This is a genomic window from Bradyrhizobium sp. Y36 (genome assembly GCF_002531575.1).
Lineage (GTDB): Bacteria > Pseudomonadota > Alphaproteobacteria > Rhizobiales > Xanthobacteraceae > Bradyrhizobium.
Genome location: NZ_NWTI01000001.1, coordinates 481,281 through 498,986, shown reverse-complemented (window position 1 = coordinate 498,986; position 17,706 = coordinate 481,281). Strand labels below are relative to the sequence as shown.

Genomic DNA, 17,706 nt, shown 5'->3' with positions numbered 1-17,706 from the left:
CCGGAAAGATCATGCTCAAACAAACAAGCCGGCGCGGCGCTACTTCGCCACGGTCTGTATCACCTCGAAGCCTTCGAACTGTGGATGGCCGAGATAAGCCGGCTTGGTGTCGCCGGCCCGCGCATGCGCCGCGCGAAACGCCTCCGACTTGGTCCATGCCTCGAACGCGGCGTGGTTCGCCCACACCGTGTGCGAGGCATAGAGCGTGTGATCCTCGGCTTCCGGTCCGCGCAGCAGATGGAATTCGACGAAGCCCGGCACCTTGTCCAGATGCGTGTCGCGGCCGAGCCAGACCTGCTCGAAGGCGGCCTCAGAGCCCTTGACGACACGGAAGCGGTTCATGGCGATGTACATGGGGGTCTCCTGTAAATGGGCAGTGAGGGAGGCGCCGCTCCTTCACTCCCTCGCCCCGTTCTAACGGGGAGAGGGTGGGGTGAGGGGCTGTCTCCACGAGTTCGGTCTCAATTGTAGGCGAAGGTTGCGGTCCGCGCACTGTCGTTGTGCGAGTCGGGCGCACTACCATTTGGGCAATAGTGTGCCCTGCCCCTCACCCGGATGGCTGCGCCATCCGACCTCTCCCCGCAAAGAGCGGGGAGAGGTTAAGGTACGTCTGCTGCTTCCGCGAGCTCGGTCTGAATGGCGGTGAGAACACCTTCGATATTTCCAAGGATGTCATTGTTCCAGAAACGCAGTACCTTGTACTCCTTCTCTGCTAGCCGCTTATCACGAACAGCATCTGTTGCGGATTCATTGTGCTGACCGCCGTCAACTTCGACGATGAGCCGCTTCTCACGGCAGACGAAGTCGCAGATGTAACCGATAATCGGCTCCTGCCTGACGAACTTGTGGCCATCGATCCGCCGATTGCGGATACGATTCCACAGGAGTGTCTCTGCATCCGTTTGATCGGCACGCAAGCGTCGCGCGAGTCGGATGGGTTTTTCGTTGTTGCCACGCATTGCCCTGCCCCTCACCCGGATGGCTGCGCCATCCGACCTCTCCCCGCAAAGAGCGGGGAGAGGTTAAGCTACCAGTCCCTGCATCGGCCGTGCCGCTGCACTGTCCGGGAATACCGTTTCCGCCAGCACGCGATCGGACAGGCCGAATTGGCCCTGCAGCACGCCCTTGATCACGGCGCGGAGATCGGTGGTCGGCTTGAGGTCGCGGGCCTCATAGAGGTTGGCGGGCTTCAGGCCGGGCCAGTCGGCGATGACGCGACCACCCTTCACCGCGCCGCCGGCGAGCAGCGCGATCGTGCCCGTACCATGATCGGTGCCGTCGGTGCCGTTGATGCGCGCGGTGCGCCCGAATTCGGTGGCGACGACGATGACGGTGTCGCGCCAGCGATCGCCCAAACCGGTTTCGAATTCGGCGAGCGCGCCATCGAGCCCGCCGAGCAGGAAAGCGAGACGCCCGACCGGGCCGCCTTCATTGGCATGCGTGTCCCAACCGTCGAAAGCGAGCGCGGCGATGCGCGGGCCGTCGTCCGCCGCCATCAGCTTGGCGGCGCCGCGCGCGACCTGGCGCATCTGCGCGACCTGATTGCCGGGCTTCGGCTTCATGTCGTCGCCGCTCGCGGCCTTCTCTAACCGGAGGCCTTGCGACAACGCCGAGGCCAGCGCGGGATCGCGATGACGATAGAGATCGACGAGGCGCATCGCAGTGTCGTCATCCGCCTGCGGCAACGCGACCGGCGCCCAGCCGACGGTCGGCGCGTTGCCGCGCAGCACCAGCGGGGTGGTGGGCCCGACCGCAAGACCGCTCGACACGCGTTCGCCGCGCGGCAGCGCCTCCAGCGCGCGGTTGAGCCAGCCGGACTGCACGCGGCCCGGGCCGGCATAGCCGCTTTCGAGCACATCCTGGCCGTCGAAATGCGAGCGGTCGCGATAGGGCGTTGCCACCGCGTGGATCACCGCGGCGTGCTTGTCGCGGTACATGCGCGAAAACTCGGGCATGGCGGGATGCAGCGCGAAAAAGGAATCGAGCATGATCGCGGGATGGACGCCATCCGCGGCGAGCGCGATCGAGCCGTGCAGGCCGGCATAGTCGGGATCACCGATCGGGGCGACGGTCGCAAGCCCGTCCAGCGCACCGCGCAGGATGACCACGACCAACCGGGGATCGCGCCCATCGGCGGCGCGCGCGAATTTCGGCAGGTAAGCCCAGGCCGCGAAGGAGGCACCGCCGAGCAGGAAGCCGCGGCGCGAGGTGAGGAGCCGGTTCTCGACGCAGTCGATCATGGTCATCTCCTCTGCATTTCCGGCGACATCAGGAGCAGCGCCAGCGCCTGCTGCCGCGACTCCGCGCGCTCGACGGTTCGGCGCGTTTCGATGGAGGCCGCGTCGGCCGCCGCGAATTCCAAGAGGTCGAGCGGATCGATGTTGTTGCCGAGCCGCGCGCCCATCTGCGCGGCGATATCGAGCCTGAGCTTGATCCCCTCGGGCGCGGCCCAGGCAGCGCTGGTATCCGGGAAACCGTTCGGCCCCGCCGGCGACCACAGCGGCTGGCCCAGCATGTTGAGATTGTTGAGATACGCGCCGGGATCCTCCGGCACGCGGGCGAGCAGCCGGCCGCTCGCGACGAGGAAATCATAAGGGCTGCGCATCTTGGTCAGCGGCGCCTTCCACGCTTCGTCCGCATCGACCAAGGCCGTCGCAAGCGCCTTGAGGTCGCCATCCGTCTTGACGAAGACATCGCGCAACCGCGCAACCAGCGCCGGCGGCGGATCGTCGGCAACGAAGTGCCGGACGAATTTCGTGGCGATGAAATTCGCAGTGGACGGATGCCGCGCGATGTCGGCGAGCGCGGCCTCGCCCTGCGCGAGCCCCGCCGGCTCGTAGGTCTTGCCGAGCAGCATCTGCGGTCCCGGTTGGTGCGCATTGGTGTTGAACACGAACGAGCCGGGTGGGCCGAGCTGTCCCTGCCTTCCGGCGAAGGTCCAGCCCGTGATGATCCGCGCGAGCGAGGTGACGTCGTCCTGCGTGTAGCCGCCGCCGACGCCGAGCGTATGCAGCTCCATGATCTCGCGCGCGAGATTTTCGTTGAGGCCGCGCTTGCGGTTTTGCCCTGCGCGAGAGTCCGGGCCGAGCGATTGCTGGTTGTCGAGGAAGAACAGCATGGCGGGATGCTGCTCCACCGCTTTCAGCATGTCGGCGAAGCGGCCGAGCACGTGCGGCCTGATCGCCTCGCGCTCGAACGCGCCGGCCCAGATCCGCGCCAGCTCACCCTTGCTCGCGGAGATGCAGAAATGATTGGACCAGAACGCCACGAGCCGCTCGGTGTAACCGCAGCTCGCCAACGTCGCGCGCTGCAGGCGTGCCAGCGCCTCGGCGCGGAAGGTCTTTTGAATCACGTTGAGCGGCTGCGGCGCGGGCTTTGCGGCAGGCGCAGCCGGGCCCGGCTGCATGGTCTCGGGCTTCACCGCGCTGTCGGCCGGCTTGGCCTCGGCCATCTGACCGGCGATCTCCGTTGCGGCCGTGTTCAGCGAGAGATTGCGGCGCAGGGCAGGTTTCTGTTCGGCCGGCGCGGGTGCCTCAGGGGGCACAGCCGCCTTCGCCGCTTCACGCGCCTGCTTGACCTGATCCTGATAGGCGAACACGGCCTGCCCGAGTTGCGGCGTCGATTGCAGGCCCGGCGCCTCCAGCAGCACGCCATTGGGACGGGCCAGTTCCGCCTTCACAAAGCCGCGCGGATCGGAGGCCGCGTTGATGAGATCGCCGGATGCGCCGCCGCGGGCACCGAAGCCAAAACGGTTGAGCGCAACGAGCGCGGCTTGCGAATCGCGGGCCATCGATCTGTCCTTCGCGCGTTGCCAACCGCTTTCCTGATACGTGCGCAACGCATAATATACTGTAACGACCGATGAACCCGACATGAAAATCACGGCGAAGCTTCGACGCAAATCATGACAAATCCGAAAGAAATGCCGCCGCCGGAACCGCGCCGCCTCGCCTGCGCGCGCTGCGGCACCGAGTTCGGCTGCGACCTCTCGGGCTCCTGCTGGTGCGCGGAGGAGACAGCGAAGCTGCCGATGCCGGTCGAGGGCGAGGATTGTTTGTGCCGGGAGTGTCTGAGGAAGGCGGCGGAGGCGGCGGCAGTATCGTAGGGTGGGCAAAGCGACTTGTTCGCCATAGCTCGAAGAGCGACGGCGGAAGCGTGCCCACGCATTTTCGGCGATCGCGAGAGATGGTGGGCACGGCGCTTTGCGCCTTTGCCCACCCTACGAAACTAGACTGCGTGTCCCGGCGAGGTCCGCGCCATGCCGTCGAACGCGTCGAGCAGTTTTTCGCGCCAGGCATAAACGGGGTCATCGGCTTCCAGCAGCTTGAACGGGCTCACCACGCGCGCCCACTGGAAACCGCCGAACACGATGTAGTCGGCGTAGTTCGGCCCGTCGCCGCCGAGATAAGGCTGCTTCTTCAAGGTCTGGCGCATCACCTCGAGCGACTTGCGGAAGGCGACCACGCCGGTATCGCGACCCGCCATGACCTCTTCGAGGCTCCTGCCGCCGAAACGCGCCTCGCGCGATTGGCGGAAATAGGCCGCGTCGATCTCGGCCAGATTCTTCGGGATGTCGGCAACGATGAGTGGGAAGATGCCGCCGACGATGGCGATGTCGCCGAAGGCGTTGATCATGCGCGCCATGGCCCGGCCGCCCTCGCCGCCGAACAGCGACGGACGGTCCGGGAAAGTATCTTCCAGATAATTCGCGATCGTCCAGGAATCGACCACCGGCTTATCGTCATGCAACAACACCGGGACCTTCTCCGAGCCGTGCGGCGCAAGCGTGCTCTTCTCGGTGAAGCGCCAGGGCAACGACTCCGCGGCAAGGCCTTTATGCGCCAGCGCCATCCGCGTGCGCCAGCAATACGGGCTGAACGGGCGCGAGGGGTCGGTGCCGACGAGTTCGTAGAGCTTGAGTGACATGGTGGTGTTCCGTCATTGCGAGCGCAGCGAAGCAATCCGGTCTGCCGCCGCGAAAGACATTCTGGATTGCTTCGCTCGCGCTCGCAATGACGATGTGGAGATCGACGTGAGGCGTCACCGCCCGTTCGCGCGCAGCAATTTCTCGCCGCCTTCCGTCACCGCGATGACCAGGCCGAGGCCTGCGATCGTCTCGCGCGCGACGTAGCCGCGGTCCGCGGCGTCTTCCCAGATGGTGAGGCGCGGGCACGAGGTCTTCCAGGTCGCAATGACCTCTGCATAGGCGCGCGGCTCGCGCGCGATCCATTCGACGAAGTCCAGCACCAGCGGATCGGCGTTGCTCATTGCAAACCTCCCTTGTCGGAGGCGGCCAGAACCGGCGCACGAAGCATCAGCCAGCCGCCATAGGCGATGTAATAGCAGGCGATGGTGGTGATCAGCTTGTTGGACCAGGCGATGAATTGCTGGTCGGTCATCGCTTCCAGGATGCGCCGCGCCAGCGTGGTGCCGAGCATCGAGGCGGCGATCGCGACGCCGGCGAGCACGGGATCGAGGCTCGCGGCCTGGTCGATGATGCCGCCGAAATAGATCAGCTTGGTGAAATGGCTGACGAGCTGGCACATCGCTTTCGTCGCCACCTTCTCGCGGCGGCCGAAATCGCCGCCGAGGAAGAAGGTGTCGAGCAGCGGACCGGAGACGCCGGTCATCAGCATCAGGCCCATGCAGATCGTGCCGTAGACCGTGCCCTGCCAGAGCCGATCGGGATCCGGCTTGATGTTCGCGGGCAGGAGCCGCGCCATGAACGGGGTGACGCCGAGCAAGAGCAGCGCCGTCGGCTTGTCCGGCACGTAGCGGGTGAGCGACCAGGCCGCCAGCGCGACGGCAGCGCCGACCATGTAATTCGCGACCGGCCGCCAGCGGATATGCGCCCGCCACAAGAACGCGCGCCAGCCGTTCGAGGCCATCTGCGTGATCGCGTGCAGCACCATCGCCGTCGGCAGCGGCATCAGGGCAAGCAGCACGCCGATCAGGATCAGCCCGCCCGCCATGCCGAACAGCCCCGACAGGAAGGCGGTGGCGACCATCAGCAATCCGAGGGCAGCGATCATGATGGGCGTCACGGAGTGCATCTCCTGAAAGCACGTGAGGGACGAAGACTGCTCATTCCCCCTCGCCGCGCTTGCGGGGAGAGGGTTGGGATAAGGGGGAGCCTCGGCGGAGACGGTAGCAGTTGGACTCGCGGAGACTCTCCCTCACCGCCACGCTGCGCGTGTCGGCCTCTCCCCGCCGCGGGGAGAGGCGAAGGGGAACGTGCCTTGCTTGCCCCGCTCGCGCAAACTGAGTTATCTTGCCCTGGCCTCAGCTTTCCTGAGGGTATTGCGCAGGGGTCTTGCATTTGCGGCGGCTGCTGTTTCTCAACGGCATCAAGGCATTCGAGGCGGCGGCGCGGACCGGCAGCTTTGCCGCGGCCGGGCTCGAGCTGAGCGTGTCGGCGGCCGCCGTCAGCCGCATGGTGCATCTGCTCGAAGAGCGGCTCGGCGTCGCGCTGTTCGAGCGCAAGGCCAATCGCCTGGTGCTGACACAGGCCGGCCGGGCCTATCAAAGCGGGCTGACCCCGATCTTCGATGCACTGGCCAGCCTCACCGCGCAGGTGACGGCGCCGGCGAGCGTCCGCGTGCTCACCATCGGCGTCGGCCACACCTTTGCGATGCGCTGGCTGATCCCGCGCCTGTCGGAGTTTCGCAGCGAGGAGCCCGACATCGAGGTGCGCTTCACCACCGGCGGCGCATCGGTGCCGTTCGGCGAGGACTGGAGCTGCGGCATCAAGCTCGGCACCGGCGATTGGCCCGGCCTCGTCGCCGAGCCGCTGTTCGCCGGCGACCTCACGCCGGTCTGCGTGCCCCGCCTCGCCAGCGGCCTGAAGCGCCCGGCGGACCTCAAGGGCCCCAGCCTGATCCGCGTCGAACATTCGCCGGAGGACTGGCCGATCTGGCTGAAGGCCGCGAACCTCCCCCGCATCAATCCGCGTGGGCCGGAGTTCCAGTTCTACGGACAGGCCCTTCAGGCCGCCGCCGACGGGCTCGGCATCGCCATGGGCATCCGCCCCTATATCGACGACGACCTCGCCGCCGGCCGGCTGGTGGCCCCGTTCGACCTCTCGGTGCCCAAGGGCATGCGCTGGTATCTGCTCTATCGCAGCTTCCAGACCGAGCAGCGCGACTTCGCCGCGTTCCGCCGCTGGATCATGCGCGCCGCGGCGGAACCCGCGGCCAGGCCGCGGCGGATCGGCCGCACTGCAGCACGGAACTGACGTCAGGAGGCCAAAAAAGCCGGCCACTTGTGAACGGCTTCACATCCCAAAATCCGCAAACGTGGTCCCCTGACCCTCCGAAAAGAAACGTGGGACCGACAAGAATGACGACCCTTTACGACGGCTTTGACATCGAATCTTTCGAGGCCGGCAAAGGCCTCTGGCACGCCCGAATCCGCCGCGCCGATCTCAGCCCCGTCGCCATCGACGGCGTGCTGTTTCCGGCCATGGAGGTCGGTTTCGCCTGGCCCGATCAGAACGCCGCGATCGCCGACGCCAAGCACCACATCGACCGCTTCCGCCGGCGGGCCGACAACGACGACGAATAAGCCAGCAGGACGGCCCGCGAACCAGGGACAGCGCAGCGTAAGAAGGGGGCAACCGGTCATGTCAGTCATCGAATTCGAGGACACGTCGCGGCCGAGGATCTACACCCGCAACGTGCTGTCGAACTGCCCGGAATGCGACGGCGACCTGACGGTGCTCCGCGTCATCGGCGGCCGCGCCGGATGCGAATACTGGACCATGCGCTGCACCGATTGCGGCGGGATCCATCTCGACATCCTGAAGCCCTATCAGGCGAGTGATGACGGCGAGGGTCCGTCGCCGGCGGCGTGAGGCACGTGCCTGCTGCCAACCTGCTGTCAGCAGGCTGCATGGCGGCGGCCATTCGCCCTTTATTGCGGGGCAGACTCGTCCCATATTCGCCTCATGGCGAAGAAACCCGCATCCTCCGAAACATCCGGCAAATCCCCTAAAACCAAGGCCCCGAAGGCGCCAAATTCCAAGGCGCATCGGCCTGACGTGCAGCCGATTGGGCCGGCGCTGGCCGAGTTGCTCAATCCCGCGATCAACCGCGGCGACGCCGGGCTTGGATCGGGGACCGGGCTGCAGCCGCCGCCGGACAATTCGCGCGACCGCCGCGCCGGGGGCGAGGCCGCCGCGCATCGCGCGCGGGCCTCGACGCCCAAAGACCTTCAAAAGCAGTTTCCGCAGGACAGTGCGCGACCGATGCCGCTGCGGCCCAATCCGCAGCCGCCGGGGGCCCGGCAATCCATCGAGGTTGGCGGGCTGGAAGAAGCGCCGCAGGCCAATTACGGAACAGCGGCCACGATCCCGACGCTCGATCCGGAACTGGCGCGGCAGCTCGGCCTGCCCACCGAGGAGGACGACGCCGAGGCGCTGGCGCGTCCGCCGCGTTCCAAGATGGAGGCGCTCGGCGTCAAGGCGACCGCCGACGCGCTGGAGTCGCTGATCCGCGAAGGCCGCCCGGAGTTCCGCAAGGACGACGGCTCCACCAAGATCTGGACGCCGCACCGTCCGCCGCGCCCCGAGAAGTCCGAGGGCGGCGTGCGCTTCGAGATCAAATCGTCCTACGAGCCGAAGGGCGACCAGCCGACCGCGATCGCCGAGCTGGTCGAAGGCATCCAGCGCAACGACCGCACCCAGGTGCTGCTCGGCGTCACCGGCTCGGGCAAGACCTACACCATGGCGCAGGTGATCGAGAAGACGCAGCGCCCCGCGCTGATCCTGGCGCCGAACAAGACGCTGGCCGCCCAGCTCTATGGCGAGTTCAAGAACTTCTTCCCTGACAACGCGGTCGAGTATTTTGTCAGCTATTACGACTACTATCAGCCGGAAGCGTATGTCCCCCGCACGGACACGTACATCGAAAAGGACTCGTCCATCAACGAGCAGATCGACCGCATGCGCCACTCGGCGACGCGCGCGCTGCTCGAACGCGACGACGTCATCATCGTGGCGTCGGTGTCCTGCATCTACGGTATCGGCTCGGTCGAGACCTACACCGCGATGACCTTCGCGCTGAAGAAGGGCGAGCGCATCGACCAGCGCCAGCTCATCGCCGACCTCGTCGCGCTCCAGTACAAGCGCACCCAGGCCGATTTCACCCGCGGCACTTTTCGCGTGCGCGGCGATGTGATCGATATTTTCCCCGCACACTATGAGGACCGCGCCTGGCGCGTGAACCTGTTCGGCGACACCATCGAGACCATCGAGGAGTTCGATCCGCTCACCGGCCACAAGCAGGACGAGCTCGAATTCATCAAGATGTACGCCAACTCGCACTATGTGACGCCGCGTCCGACGCTGGTGCAGGCGATCAAGTCGATCAAGTCCGAATTGAAGGTGCGGCTCGACCAGCTCAACAACCAGGGCCGCCTGCTGGAGGCGCAGCGGCTGGAGCAGCGCACCACCTTCGACCTCGAGATGATGGAGGCGACCGGAAGCTGCGCCGGCATCGAGAACTATTCGCGCTACCTCACCGGTCGCCGCCCCGGCGAGCCGCCGCCGACGCTGTTCGAATACGTCCCGGACAACGCGCTGATCTTCGCCGACGAGAGCCACGTCACCATCCCGCAGATCGGCGCCATGTTCAAAGGCGACTTCCGCCGCAAGGCGACGCTGGCCGAATACGGCTTCCGCCTGCCCTCCTGCATGGACAACCGCCCGCTCCGTTTCGAGGAGTGGGACATGATGCGGCCGCAGACCGTCGCGGTGTCGGCGACGCCGAGCGGCTGGGAGCTCAACGAGAGCGGCGGCGTGTTCGTCGAGCAGGTCATCCGTCCGACCGGCTTGATCGATCCGCCCGTCGACATCCGCCCGGCCCGCACCCAGGTGGACGACCTCGTCGGCGAAGTGCGCGCCACCGCGCAGGCCGGCTATCGCTCGCTGATCACCGTGCTGACCAAGCGCATGGCGGAGGATCTCACCGAATATCTGCACGAGCAGGGCATTCGCGTCCGCTACATGCACTCTGATATCGACACCATCGAGCGCATCGAGATCATCCGCGACTTGCGGCTCGGCGCGTTCGACGCGCTGGTCGGCATCAACCTGTTGCGCGAAGGCCTCGACATTCCCGAATGCGCACTGGTCGCGATTCTGGACGCCGACAAGGAAGGCTTTCTGCGCAGCGAGACCTCGCTGATCCAGACCATCGGCCGCGCCGCGCGCAACGTCGACGGCAAGGTGATCCTCTATGCCGACCAGATGACGGGCTCGATGGAGCGCGCCATCGCGGAAACCAACCGCCGCCGCGAAAAGCAGGTCGAGTACAACACCGCCAACGGCATCACGCCGGAGAGCGTGAAGAAGCAGATCGGCGACATCCTCAACTCCGTCTACGAGCGCGACCACGTGCTGGTGGAGGTCGGCGGCCACGACATGACCGACGACGTCATCTCGATCGGCCACAATTTCGAAGCCGTGCTCGCCGATCTCGAAACGCGGATGCGCGAGGCCGCCGCCGATCTGAACTTCGAGGAGGCCGCCCGCCTGCGCGACGAGGTCAAGCGCCTGCGTGCGACCGAGCTCGCGGTGGTGGACGATCCCACCGCCAAGCAGCGCGCCGTCGCAGGCAAGGCCGGTGCCTATGCCGGCGCAAAGAAATACGGCGACGCCGCGAACCTGCCCGTCAGCGCCATGAAGAAGAAAACCGTCGGCTCCGCGCTGAAGGCCAGCGGCGGCAGTGGCGGATCGAAGGTGCACAAGCCGCATCTCGACGAGATGCACGGCCCGGAGTCATTGCCGTTCCGCGAAAACCGCGCGCTCCCGGCCAAGCCGTTCGGCAGCACCAGCCGGATCATCCAGCCGACAGACTCTCGCCAGTCGGGGCCGGAATTCGGGCCGGCGCCGAAGTCGACGGGCGGGCAGCCGGGACGGCGGGGTGGGTGGAAGAAGAGGTAAAATGACACCTAAGATATAACCTTGGGTAGCCGAATTCTCCATTGCAATTCAATTGATAATCTAGAATGTTGCAGTTTTATCCTTGAGGCATTGTTTGATGTGATTCAGCTCATCGATCCAAGCTCCCTCAAATTGCCTATTTGCCCACTGCCAAGACCAGGCGACCGGGTTTGCTGGTTCGCAGAAGCTCATCAGGTTAGTGGAGTTATGACTGGGCATGACATCGAAGGGAACGCCGTGATCCTCAACGATTTTGGTAACGGGACTACCAAATCGTTTGAAGAGATCCGTCTTTGTGACCCATTCAACCGAGTTGGCCCAAATTGGATGACCTTGCCTAACGGAGGAAAAATTATTCGACCGGACAGCGCCACGTCACAACGGTTTGCCCAACTCTTAGCGAGGCGAATACCACCGGGTCCGACCTACCGAAACTTAATTGAAGAAATATGGTCCCGAGGATTTGAGGCCTACGTCGTTGGCGGCACCGTGCGCGACACTCTTAATGGAGGCACGGCCAATGACATTGATGTCGTAACTACGATGCCGCTAGTCCAGGCGAAGAAGTTTCTACCGAGCATGTTTCGATATGACCCTTCCCTCTCGAAGGAGCGCGGATATATCAGCATCGGAGGATCCAAGCGCAGCGGCGACCCACATATCGATCTAAAGCTTTTCTCTGATAGCTTGCCAGGCACCAAAGACGCGATCTTCGGGGTGGGATTTGAACGGGATGTCCGACATCGAGACTTCTCTTGTAATGCAGTTTACTACGAACCAATCAACGACGTAATTATTGATCCTACCGGTAGAGGAATTTCAGACGCTCAGCAAAAGCTCCTTTCTTTCATATGCGGCAGCGCAAACCATCATCAATATGCACAAATATTCATCAGAACGATTAAGTTCGTTGCCCGCGGCTATCAGTTAACTCCCGAGACCAAGACCTGCCTTACGACAGATCTAGTCGGCGCATTGCCCAGTATGCGGCTCCAAATAAGATCTCACTACATAAAGGCGCAGGTGCTCGGAAACTGCTCATCCCCTGCACAATATCCAACGGTCATGCAGACTTACCGAGAGTGCATGGAAGAGCTTGGCCTCGCGTATGTTTGGGACACCTACTTTGAACCCCTAGTTGGCGGTTTACTCAATGAACAATCCTCCATCGTCGAAACCTAAATGCTTGCCTGTCGAACAACAGGGCTCGATCTTTGTGGTCGACCAAGATTGGCTGCGGTGCGACCTTCCTCTGCCTGATCCGGACGAATTGGGGGCGGCCCTAACGGGACGTCACAAGCAGATAAACGGACAAGTCGTATTTGGCGGCAGGGAGATGCCCGCCCTAATATTTGTCTCCAATGAAACGGACCATTGTTCGTACGCCATACTTCATGAGCCTAAGGAAAGTCATATTGAATTCGCTCCGCGCCCGTTCGGCGCCACCGAGCACTATCTAGCCTTGTTCTACTCAGCATATTCTTTTTCTGAGGCGATTTTACCCGAGCAACGTTGCTACCTGCCTGCGACTTTTGTTGAGCCGACCCTTTACAACAGAAGCCTAAAAAAACTCGTCCCATTAATGCACGCAAAGAATGCGCGCCGAGTAATCATTTCCGGCTCAGCTGGCGCAGGCAAGACTACTCTGCTCAGACATCTCATGCTGCAGATCGCCCGCACGTCCAATAGCACCGCTCAGCAAACGAACATCCCGGTCTACATCGCGCTTAGAGACTGGCGTAAGACTGACAGCTTTGAGTTATGCGCAAAGAGAGCTTTGGTTGACCTAAAGGGGGATTGGCTTGCAGACAATTTCAGTTATTTCGCCGAGCGAGGAGAACTAACGTTCGCGCTAGACGGAATCGACGAAATCTCCAATGACCTTCGAGATACCGCGACACGTGACTTGCGGCTATTTGCAAAACAGTATGCGAACTGCTCGTTTTTTCTATCAACCAGAACGGGAGTCGAGACGCGTCCGTTCGCAGAGTTTACAGATTTCGAGCTTCGTCCCTTTAATGAGGCGCAAGTTCGCGAAATCATCTTTCACAAACTCCACGGTCAAAGGCCCTGGAAGCCATTTTGGACTCGCTTGGCCTCTGAATCCTATCTCCTTGATTTGGTTGGCAACCCACTCCTGTTAACACTGTTACTCGCTCGCTATGTACGCAAGGAACTGAGCCCTCATTTCATTACTGAGTCTATCGCTGCAATGATGGAAGCTCTGGTCGACGAATGGGATTCGGTAAGGGGAATAGTCCGATCAAAAAATGCGGAGCTATCGCCGGCTCGCAAGACGAATTTACTTAGGATCCTAGCTCATCACGTCGATTCTTCTTCTGGACACTTCTCGACACAGGAAGTCGCAGATAAGCTTAGGCGCGTTTATCCAGACGAAGCGCCGGCTACAGTGCTCGCCCTCTTGGAACAGCACACAAGTATGATCCTGCGGAGAGATGACGGCACCTGGTCGTTCCGACACAAATTAATTCAAGAATTCTATACGTGCCTACACTGGATCGACCGGCTTGGTTCAAAGTTTTCTGAATCGATAGGAAGAATTTCGGACTCTTTGGACAAGAAGTCATCGCGAATGCTTCGATTTATGACGGGCTTATCGAGCGATGCATCCGATATCGTAGCAGACGCGCTGAATGCCGCACCGCCTTATCGCGCCGGCTTAGCAATTGGATTATGTGAATCCCTCAGTCAGCGCCTCACAATCGATCCTAACGTTGTCGATGGGTTTGCATTCTATTGCAGGCTATTGATCGAAAATATATTCGCTGAAGCAAAATCCGTGGAAGTACAGACAGAGAGCAGTTCTGTTTGGCGCCTCATCGTCACTGCACCAGATGTGAATAGCGCAGAGTGGATCCACTCCCTCTCGGAGCTACTAGAAGCGATTCACAAGGTACGCGACGGTTCCGCAAGTCAGGCACTGTGTAAAGCTTTTGACGAGTCACCCAGCAAGGAGACTCAATCACTATCAGTGATGCTGACTATGGATGGGGAATTCCAGATTAGTCATGAGGAAGAAGGTGCATCGAATAGATTTGTTGCAAGTTTAGAACCTACTCTTCCTGAACTGCCGAACGGAATGGACCCGGATAGCATTCCACAAGCCGATGCGACTAGACACTAACGCAGCTTCGTCAGCCCACGCTTAGCCCTCGAATAGCAGCTTCAGTATTTGCGTGATCGTGGCTTCCTCGAGTTCTTGTCTCGCGGCAACTACCGTCTGAAATCGTAGGGTTCGCCATGGTCTGGTTCCTCAACATCTATCGCTGCGACCGCTGCCAGAAGACATGGACCGGCGAATGGTCGTGCACCTACGACCACGAATGTCCGCACTGCGGCTTCCGCGACATGTCGCCTCTCAACAGCGAGAAACTTGACGGAATTGATCGTGGAGGACGGCGGCAAGTTCGCGTGCTGCGGTCGTCCGATCAGGCGGAGGACGATCCCGACTACAAGGAGCTTGGCCGCTTTTCGACGCGCGACGCTGCCAAAGAATTTCTACGTTCGTATCCACTGGACTGACCGCTAGATACGTCGGCGACTCCGCAGCAATCCGGAATCCTTCCCCAGACGCAGTCTGAATTGCTTCGTCGCAAGGGCTCCTCGCAATGACGGCGCGGCGTGATCCGGGCCCACCTCGCGCACTGTTTTGCCCGACGCGTCAACACTTCCTCACAAAAATATTCCACTTTACCGAAATTCGGAATTATCGTATGCCTCACTCACTCCGGCCCGACGGAGAGGGCGTATCGCGATCGTCACGACATGGGGCCGGGCGGCGGTGGACACGGGTCTCATTGGCGCGAGAGGTTTTGCAGGGCGGGCAACCGTGAGCAGGACGGCGCGCTTTCGACAAATGGGATGCGTGTACGGCAAAATCGTGTGGTCCTGGCGCCCGGGGGTCTGGCGCCAAGTCTTGGGGTGACACGAGCGGCCCAACCGGGCCGGCGTGTCGGTCATCCCTGAGGTGACGGGGGCAATAGTGCAACGCTCCCCGGGGAGAGCGCGCCATAAGCCGTTCCAACCATCGCGCAGGGAAGGCCGGGATGTCCCGGTTGCCCTGTGGTCTTCCGCCTGTGCCTGCACACGCAGACTACCTTCTGCACAGGCGGCCACGGGAGCCAATCGGCTCCCGGCCTTCCCTGCGCCCTCTCTTCCAATCGGGGGCGCGCAACCAGGCAAAGCCCGGGCGAAACGCGCCGCGGGAATGCGGAGGTGTGTGCAATGAGCAATGGAAGCCAGCAAAGTGATGCGGATACCACCTGCCCGATCGTTGCGAGCGTGGAATCGACGAACACACCCTCACCCCACGATCGTCGCCAGCAGCGACAGCAGCAGCACCGAGGCCATGAGCTGCATCGACGTCGCGGGCTTGGCGCGCCAATAAGCGATCTTTTCGGAGAAGGACAGGCCCGCGTCGAAGAACCCGGCTTCGTAGCCGCTCCTCACCTTCGGGAATGCCGAGGCGGCCGCGATGACGAAGACGCTGTAGAAGATCGACGCCAGCGTGATGGTGACCACGTGGCTGCCTCCGTGCGAGGCGCCCAGCAGCTTCACCATCAAGGACGCCGCCGCGAAGATCGGGAAGCCCTGCAGGACCGTGGTGAGCACAAAACCTTCGAGCCAGTTGAAGGGTGCAGGTTTCCGCGCTGTGATGAACGGCATGGCTCCCTCACCCCACGCTCGCCGTCACCACCGCCATCACCGACAGCAACAGCACGATGGTGACGAGCTGGAGCGAGGCGACGGGCTGGGTGCGCCAGGCCGCGATCTTGTCGGCGAGCGACAGATGGGCCTCGAAGAATTTCGGCTCGTAGATGGTCTTGAACAAATGCGGGAAGCTCGGGCCGAACGTGACCGCCAGCATCGCGTGGGCGAGCGAGGCGATGGCGACGAAGATGGCGACGCCGGGGTCGCCGGAGAGGTCGTGATTGCCCGCCAGCTTGAGCAGGAAGGCGGCGGCGGCGAAGGTCGGGAAACTCTGCAGGATCGTGGTCAGCGCGAGGCCTTCGATCGCGTTGTGCAGGCGGGACTTTCTGGCGGTTGCGATGGCAGCCATGGCACGTCTCCCTGATGACATTGGGATGACGTTAGCCGCAGGGTGAGGCCCGGGATGTGAGTTGCCTCACGCATCGGCCCCTCCCAGCCGGGGGCAGGACTATTGCATATAGAAATGATACCGCCTGTGGCCATCCTTCGAGACGCCCGCCTTTGGCGGGCCCTCAGGATGAGGACCGAGTGCGTTGCGCGAGTTTCAACGGGCGATAATGCCGCTCAGCCTCATCCTGAGGGACCGCGAAGCGGTCGTCTCGAAGGACGAGGCGCGCGCTCAGCTCGCGCAAAGCGACAAATGCGATATCCCTGCAGCCGGCGGGCTGCGTCAGAGCTGGCGGAAGAACACGAGGTAGATGGCAAGGCCGATCGTCGAGAACGACAGCAGGACGCCGAGCCAATTGTATTTGACGCCCTGCGCGTGGGACGCATTTCTGATGAAAGCGCTGAAAAAGCACAGGAACAGGATTGCGAGGACGACACCCCACGAGAGCTTCCCGACGTCCATCGTCCCCTCGCCTGGCTCAACTCCAGCGCTAGCGACAGGAATTTACCATCGGAGCATGCCGCGTCAAAGCGAGAACGGGCGAGGTTCTCCGCGGCCTTACAGCTTCCCCTGCCCGTTCATCTGGCTCTGCTGCTGCCGCTGCTTCTCCTGCTCCTTGGCGTGGTGCCGGCCGTAGAGGCAGCCGGCGGCAGCGCCCAGCACGCCGTGGTGGCCGGCATAATGGCCGGCAACGCCGCCCACGACAGCGCCCTTGATGCAGCCCTTGGCGTTGGCGGCGGAGCTCGCGCCGAGCACGAGCAGCGCGGCGGTGGCGGTGACGGCTATGAGAGATTTCATGGGTCGATGTCTCCGGATGCGGCTTTGAACCGTCAACGGGCGGGGACGGGTCCGGGTTCCATCACCTGAGCGAGGCGCGCCCGCCGATAGGCGCGCGGCGTCATCGCCAGGTGCAAAAGTCTGCGCGCGAACATTTGCGCAACCCGCAATTGCACCCCATGAACGCGGCATGGCGCCGGCGCGTCATAGTTGGCATGCACCCTGTGTTTTTGCGGATTGATGGATCCGCGAGGGGCGCGGTAGCGTTTGCAATCCACGGCCAATGGGGGCGGGAGCAGCATGACGGTTGAGAAGCTGAACAGGCAACGCGTGCTGCATCTGCTCGACGCTTTTGCGCGGGGCGATCTCGAGACCGCGCTGTCCTGCTGCACCGACGACGTCGACTTCCTCACCCATGCCCCGATCGACGTGCTGCCGCACATGGTGCCGCGCCACGGCAAGGCCGAATTGCGCACGCTGTGGCAGACGGTCTGGGCGCGCTATTCGGAGATCCGTTACAAGGCGCCGCACGTCATTGCAGAGGGCGACGAGGTCGCGACCTACATGCAGGCCTATTTCAGGAAGCGCAGCAACGACCGCATCGTGCAGTTCGACATGGCCGTGTTCTATACGTTTCGCGGCGGGCTGGTGGCGCAGATCCGCGAGATCATCGATTCCTACGATCTGGTGCAGCAGGTGCTGGAGCGCGAGATCGGGCCGTTGATCACCGGTGCGCAGGTGGACTGAGCCCCGTCCCTCTGCCGGAACCCGTCGCGCGCGGGCACACTGGAACCCGGGAGATTACGGGGTTCTATTGCAAATCCCACATATCGCCGTCAATTGTGCATTGCGAAAACGTGAATTGCGT

Annotated in this window: 20 protein-coding genes and 1 pseudogene; 10 read left to right on the top strand and 11 right to left on the bottom strand. The window is 62.8% G+C overall.

Features of this window, described 5'->3' with window-relative positions:
- Positions 1-39 precede the first annotated feature (39 nt).
- The 4 genes from hmuQ to CO669_RS02425 all read right to left on the bottom strand — a co-directional run bounded on the left by hmuQ (position 40) and on the right by CO669_RS02425 (position 3,790).
- Positions 40-354, bottom strand: coding sequence for a heme-degrading protein HmuQ (hmuQ, locus tag CO669_RS02440; protein ID WP_097657587.1), 315 nt, complete (start codon positions 352-354; stop codon positions 40-42).
- A gap of 245 nt (positions 355-599) precedes the next feature.
- The gene (locus CO669_RS02435) at positions 600-959 is read right to left on the bottom strand and encodes an endonuclease domain-containing protein (RefSeq protein WP_097657586.1); all 360 of its coding nucleotides are present in this window, start codon (positions 957-959) and stop codon (positions 600-602) included.
- A gap of 63 nt (positions 960-1,022) precedes the next feature.
- On the bottom strand, positions 1,023-2,240 hold the full coding sequence (locus CO669_RS02430) for a DUF1501 domain-containing protein (protein ID WP_502694450.1): 1,218 nt from the start codon (positions 2,238-2,240) through the stop codon (positions 1,023-1,025).
- A 2-nt stretch (positions 2,241-2,242) separates the two neighbouring features.
- Positions 2,243-3,790, bottom strand: a complete 1,548-nt coding sequence (locus CO669_RS02425; protein WP_198963803.1) for a DUF1800 domain-containing protein — start codon at positions 3,788-3,790, stop codon at positions 2,243-2,245.
- Between the two features lie 114 nt (positions 3,791-3,904).
- Between CO669_RS02425 and CO669_RS02420 the strand changes: the two genes are divergently transcribed.
- Positions 3,905-4,105, top strand: a complete 201-nt coding sequence (locus CO669_RS02420; protein ID WP_097657584.1) for a cysteine-rich CWC family protein — start codon at positions 3,905-3,907, stop codon at positions 4,103-4,105.
- Positions 4,106-4,227: 122 nt separating this feature from the next.
- Here CO669_RS02420 and CO669_RS02415 read toward each other — a convergent pair whose 3' ends face one another.
- The 3 genes from CO669_RS02415 to CO669_RS02405 all read right to left on the bottom strand — a co-directional run bounded on the left by CO669_RS02415 (position 4,228) and on the right by CO669_RS02405 (position 6,044).
- Entirely contained in the window at positions 4,228-4,926 is a 699-nt protein-coding gene (locus tag CO669_RS02415; protein ID WP_097657583.1) for a glutathione S-transferase family protein, read from the bottom strand.
- A 114-nt stretch (positions 4,927-5,040) separates the two neighbouring features.
- Entirely contained in the window at positions 5,041-5,268 is a 228-nt protein-coding gene (locus CO669_RS02410; RefSeq protein ID WP_097657582.1) for a hypothetical protein, read from the bottom strand.
- On the bottom strand, positions 5,265-6,044 hold the full coding sequence (locus CO669_RS02405; RefSeq protein WP_097657953.1) for a sulfite exporter TauE/SafE family protein: 780 nt from the start codon (positions 6,042-6,044) through the stop codon (positions 5,265-5,267). Before CO669_RS02405 ends, CO669_RS02410 begins: the two co-directional genes overlap by 4 nt.
- A 275-nt stretch (positions 6,045-6,319) precedes the next feature.
- Here CO669_RS02405 and CO669_RS02400 point away from each other — a divergent pair, with 275 nt between their 5' ends.
- The 8 genes and pseudogenes from CO669_RS02400 (at position 6,320) to CO669_RS02370 (ending at position 14,485) form a co-directional block, all read left to right on the top strand.
- Positions 6,320-7,234 (top strand): LysR substrate-binding domain-containing protein, encoded by a 915-nt coding sequence (locus CO669_RS02400; RefSeq protein WP_097657951.1) that lies wholly within the window; start codon positions 6,320-6,322, stop codon positions 7,232-7,234.
- A 104-nt stretch (positions 7,235-7,338) separates the two neighbouring features.
- On the top strand, positions 7,339-7,563 hold the full coding sequence (locus tag CO669_RS02395) for a hypothetical protein (protein WP_097657581.1): 225 nt from the start codon (positions 7,339-7,341) through the stop codon (positions 7,561-7,563).
- A gap of 58 nt (positions 7,564-7,621) precedes the next feature.
- On the top strand, positions 7,622-7,852 hold the full coding sequence (locus CO669_RS02390; RefSeq protein WP_097657580.1) for a hypothetical protein: 231 nt from the start codon (positions 7,622-7,624) through the stop codon (positions 7,850-7,852).
- 93 nt (positions 7,853-7,945) lie between these two features.
- Positions 7,946-10,942 carry an excinuclease ABC subunit UvrB gene (gene uvrB / locus CO669_RS02385; RefSeq protein ID WP_097657579.1) on the top strand — a complete coding sequence of 999 codons (2,997 nt, stop codon included), beginning with the start codon at positions 7,946-7,948 and terminating at the stop codon, positions 10,940-10,942.
- Between the two features lie 21 nt (positions 10,943-10,963).
- Complete coding sequence (locus CO669_RS02380) at positions 10,964-12,124, top strand: nucleotidyltransferase family protein (RefSeq protein ID WP_143278602.1); 1,161 nt, start codon at positions 10,964-10,966, stop codon at positions 12,122-12,124.
- Between the two features lie 4 nt (positions 12,125-12,128).
- Positions 12,129-14,087 (top strand): NACHT domain-containing protein, encoded by a 1,959-nt coding sequence (locus tag CO669_RS02375; protein WP_158228731.1) that lies wholly within the window; start codon positions 12,129-12,131, stop codon positions 14,085-14,087.
- A gap of 39 nt (positions 14,088-14,126) precedes the next feature.
- A pseudogene (locus CO669_RS36625) lies at positions 14,127-14,195 on the top strand (hypothetical protein); the annotation flags it as partial.
- An 8-nt stretch (positions 14,196-14,203) separates the two neighbouring features.
- Positions 14,204-14,485: a hypothetical protein gene (locus tag CO669_RS02370; protein WP_097657576.1), complete on the top strand. Its 282-nt coding sequence runs from the start codon at positions 14,204-14,206 to the stop codon at positions 14,483-14,485.
- Between the two features lie 780 nt (positions 14,486-15,265).
- Here the strand turns inward: CO669_RS02370 and CO669_RS02360 are convergent.
- The 4 genes from CO669_RS02360 to CO669_RS02345 all read right to left on the bottom strand — a co-directional run bounded on the left by CO669_RS02360 (position 15,266) and on the right by CO669_RS02345 (position 16,859).
- Entirely contained in the window at positions 15,266-15,628 is a 363-nt protein-coding gene (locus CO669_RS02360; protein WP_097657575.1) for a hypothetical protein, read from the bottom strand.
- A 7-nt stretch (positions 15,629-15,635) separates the two neighbouring features.
- On the bottom strand, positions 15,636-16,022 hold the full coding sequence (locus CO669_RS02355; protein ID WP_097657574.1) for a hypothetical protein: 387 nt from the start codon (positions 16,020-16,022) through the stop codon (positions 15,636-15,638).
- A 321-nt stretch (positions 16,023-16,343) separates the two neighbouring features.
- The gene (locus CO669_RS02350; protein WP_063197224.1) at positions 16,344-16,523 is read right to left on the bottom strand and encodes a hypothetical protein; all 180 of its coding nucleotides are present in this window, start codon (positions 16,521-16,523) and stop codon (positions 16,344-16,346) included.
- 96 nt (positions 16,524-16,619) lie between these two features.
- On the bottom strand, positions 16,620-16,859 hold the full coding sequence (locus CO669_RS02345) for a hypothetical protein (RefSeq protein ID WP_097657573.1): 240 nt from the start codon (positions 16,857-16,859) through the stop codon (positions 16,620-16,622).
- Positions 16,860-17,138: 279 nt separating this feature from the next.
- Between CO669_RS02345 and CO669_RS02340 the strand changes: the two genes are divergently transcribed.
- Positions 17,139-17,585 (top strand): nuclear transport factor 2 family protein, encoded by a 447-nt coding sequence (locus CO669_RS02340; RefSeq protein ID WP_097657572.1) that lies wholly within the window; start codon positions 17,139-17,141, stop codon positions 17,583-17,585.
- The last annotated feature ends 121 nt before the right edge of the window (positions 17,586-17,706 follow it).

What these genes read in the sequence shown, in the direction of transcription:
- hmuQ (WP_097657587.1), bottom strand. Translation starts at nt 354, where the DNA reads ATGTACATCGCCATGAACCGCTTCCGTGTCGTCAAGGGCTCTGAGGCC.
- CO669_RS02435 (WP_097657586.1), bottom strand. Translation starts at nt 959, where the DNA reads ATGCGTGGCAACAACGAAAAACCCATCCGACTCGCGCGACGCTTGCGT.
- CO669_RS02430 (WP_502694450.1), bottom strand. Translation starts at nt 2,240, where the DNA reads ATGATCGACTGCGTCGAGAACCGGCTCCTCACCTCGCGCCGCGGCTTC.
- CO669_RS02425 (WP_198963803.1), bottom strand. Translation starts at nt 3,790, where the DNA reads ATGGCCCGCGATTCGCAAGCCGCGCTCGTTGCGCTCAACCGTTTTGGC.
- CO669_RS02420 (WP_097657584.1), top strand. Translation starts at nt 3,905, where the DNA reads ATGACAAATCCGAAAGAAATGCCGCCGCCGGAACCGCGCCGCCTCGCC.
- CO669_RS02415 (WP_097657583.1), bottom strand. Translation starts at nt 4,926, where the DNA reads ATGTCACTCAAGCTCTACGAACTCGTCGGCACCGACCCCTCGCGCCCG.
- CO669_RS02410 (WP_097657582.1), bottom strand. Translation starts at nt 5,268, where the DNA reads ATGAGCAACGCCGATCCGCTGGTGCTGGACTTCGTCGAATGGATCGCG.
- CO669_RS02395 (WP_097657581.1), top strand. Translation starts at nt 7,339, where the DNA reads ATGACGACCCTTTACGACGGCTTTGACATCGAATCTTTCGAGGCCGGC.
- CO669_RS02390 (WP_097657580.1), top strand. Translation starts at nt 7,622, where the DNA reads ATGTCAGTCATCGAATTCGAGGACACGTCGCGGCCGAGGATCTACACC.
- uvrB (WP_097657579.1), top strand. Translation starts at nt 7,946, where the DNA reads ATGGCGAAGAAACCCGCATCCTCCGAAACATCCGGCAAATCCCCTAAA.
- CO669_RS02370 (WP_097657576.1), top strand. Translation starts at nt 14,204, where the DNA reads ATGGTCTGGTTCCTCAACATCTATCGCTGCGACCGCTGCCAGAAGACA.
- CO669_RS02360 (WP_097657575.1), bottom strand. Translation starts at nt 15,628, where the DNA reads ATGCCGTTCATCACAGCGCGGAAACCTGCACCCTTCAACTGGCTCGAA.
- CO669_RS02355 (WP_097657574.1), bottom strand. Translation starts at nt 16,022, where the DNA reads ATGGCTGCCATCGCAACCGCCAGAAAGTCCCGCCTGCACAACGCGATC.
- CO669_RS02350 (WP_063197224.1), bottom strand. Translation starts at nt 16,523, where the DNA reads ATGGACGTCGGGAAGCTCTCGTGGGGTGTCGTCCTCGCAATCCTGTTC.
- CO669_RS02345 (WP_097657573.1), bottom strand. Translation starts at nt 16,859, where the DNA reads ATGAAATCTCTCATAGCCGTCACCGCCACCGCCGCGCTGCTCGTGCTC.
- CO669_RS02340 (WP_097657572.1), top strand. Translation starts at nt 17,139, where the DNA reads ATGACGGTTGAGAAGCTGAACAGGCAACGCGTGCTGCATCTGCTCGAC.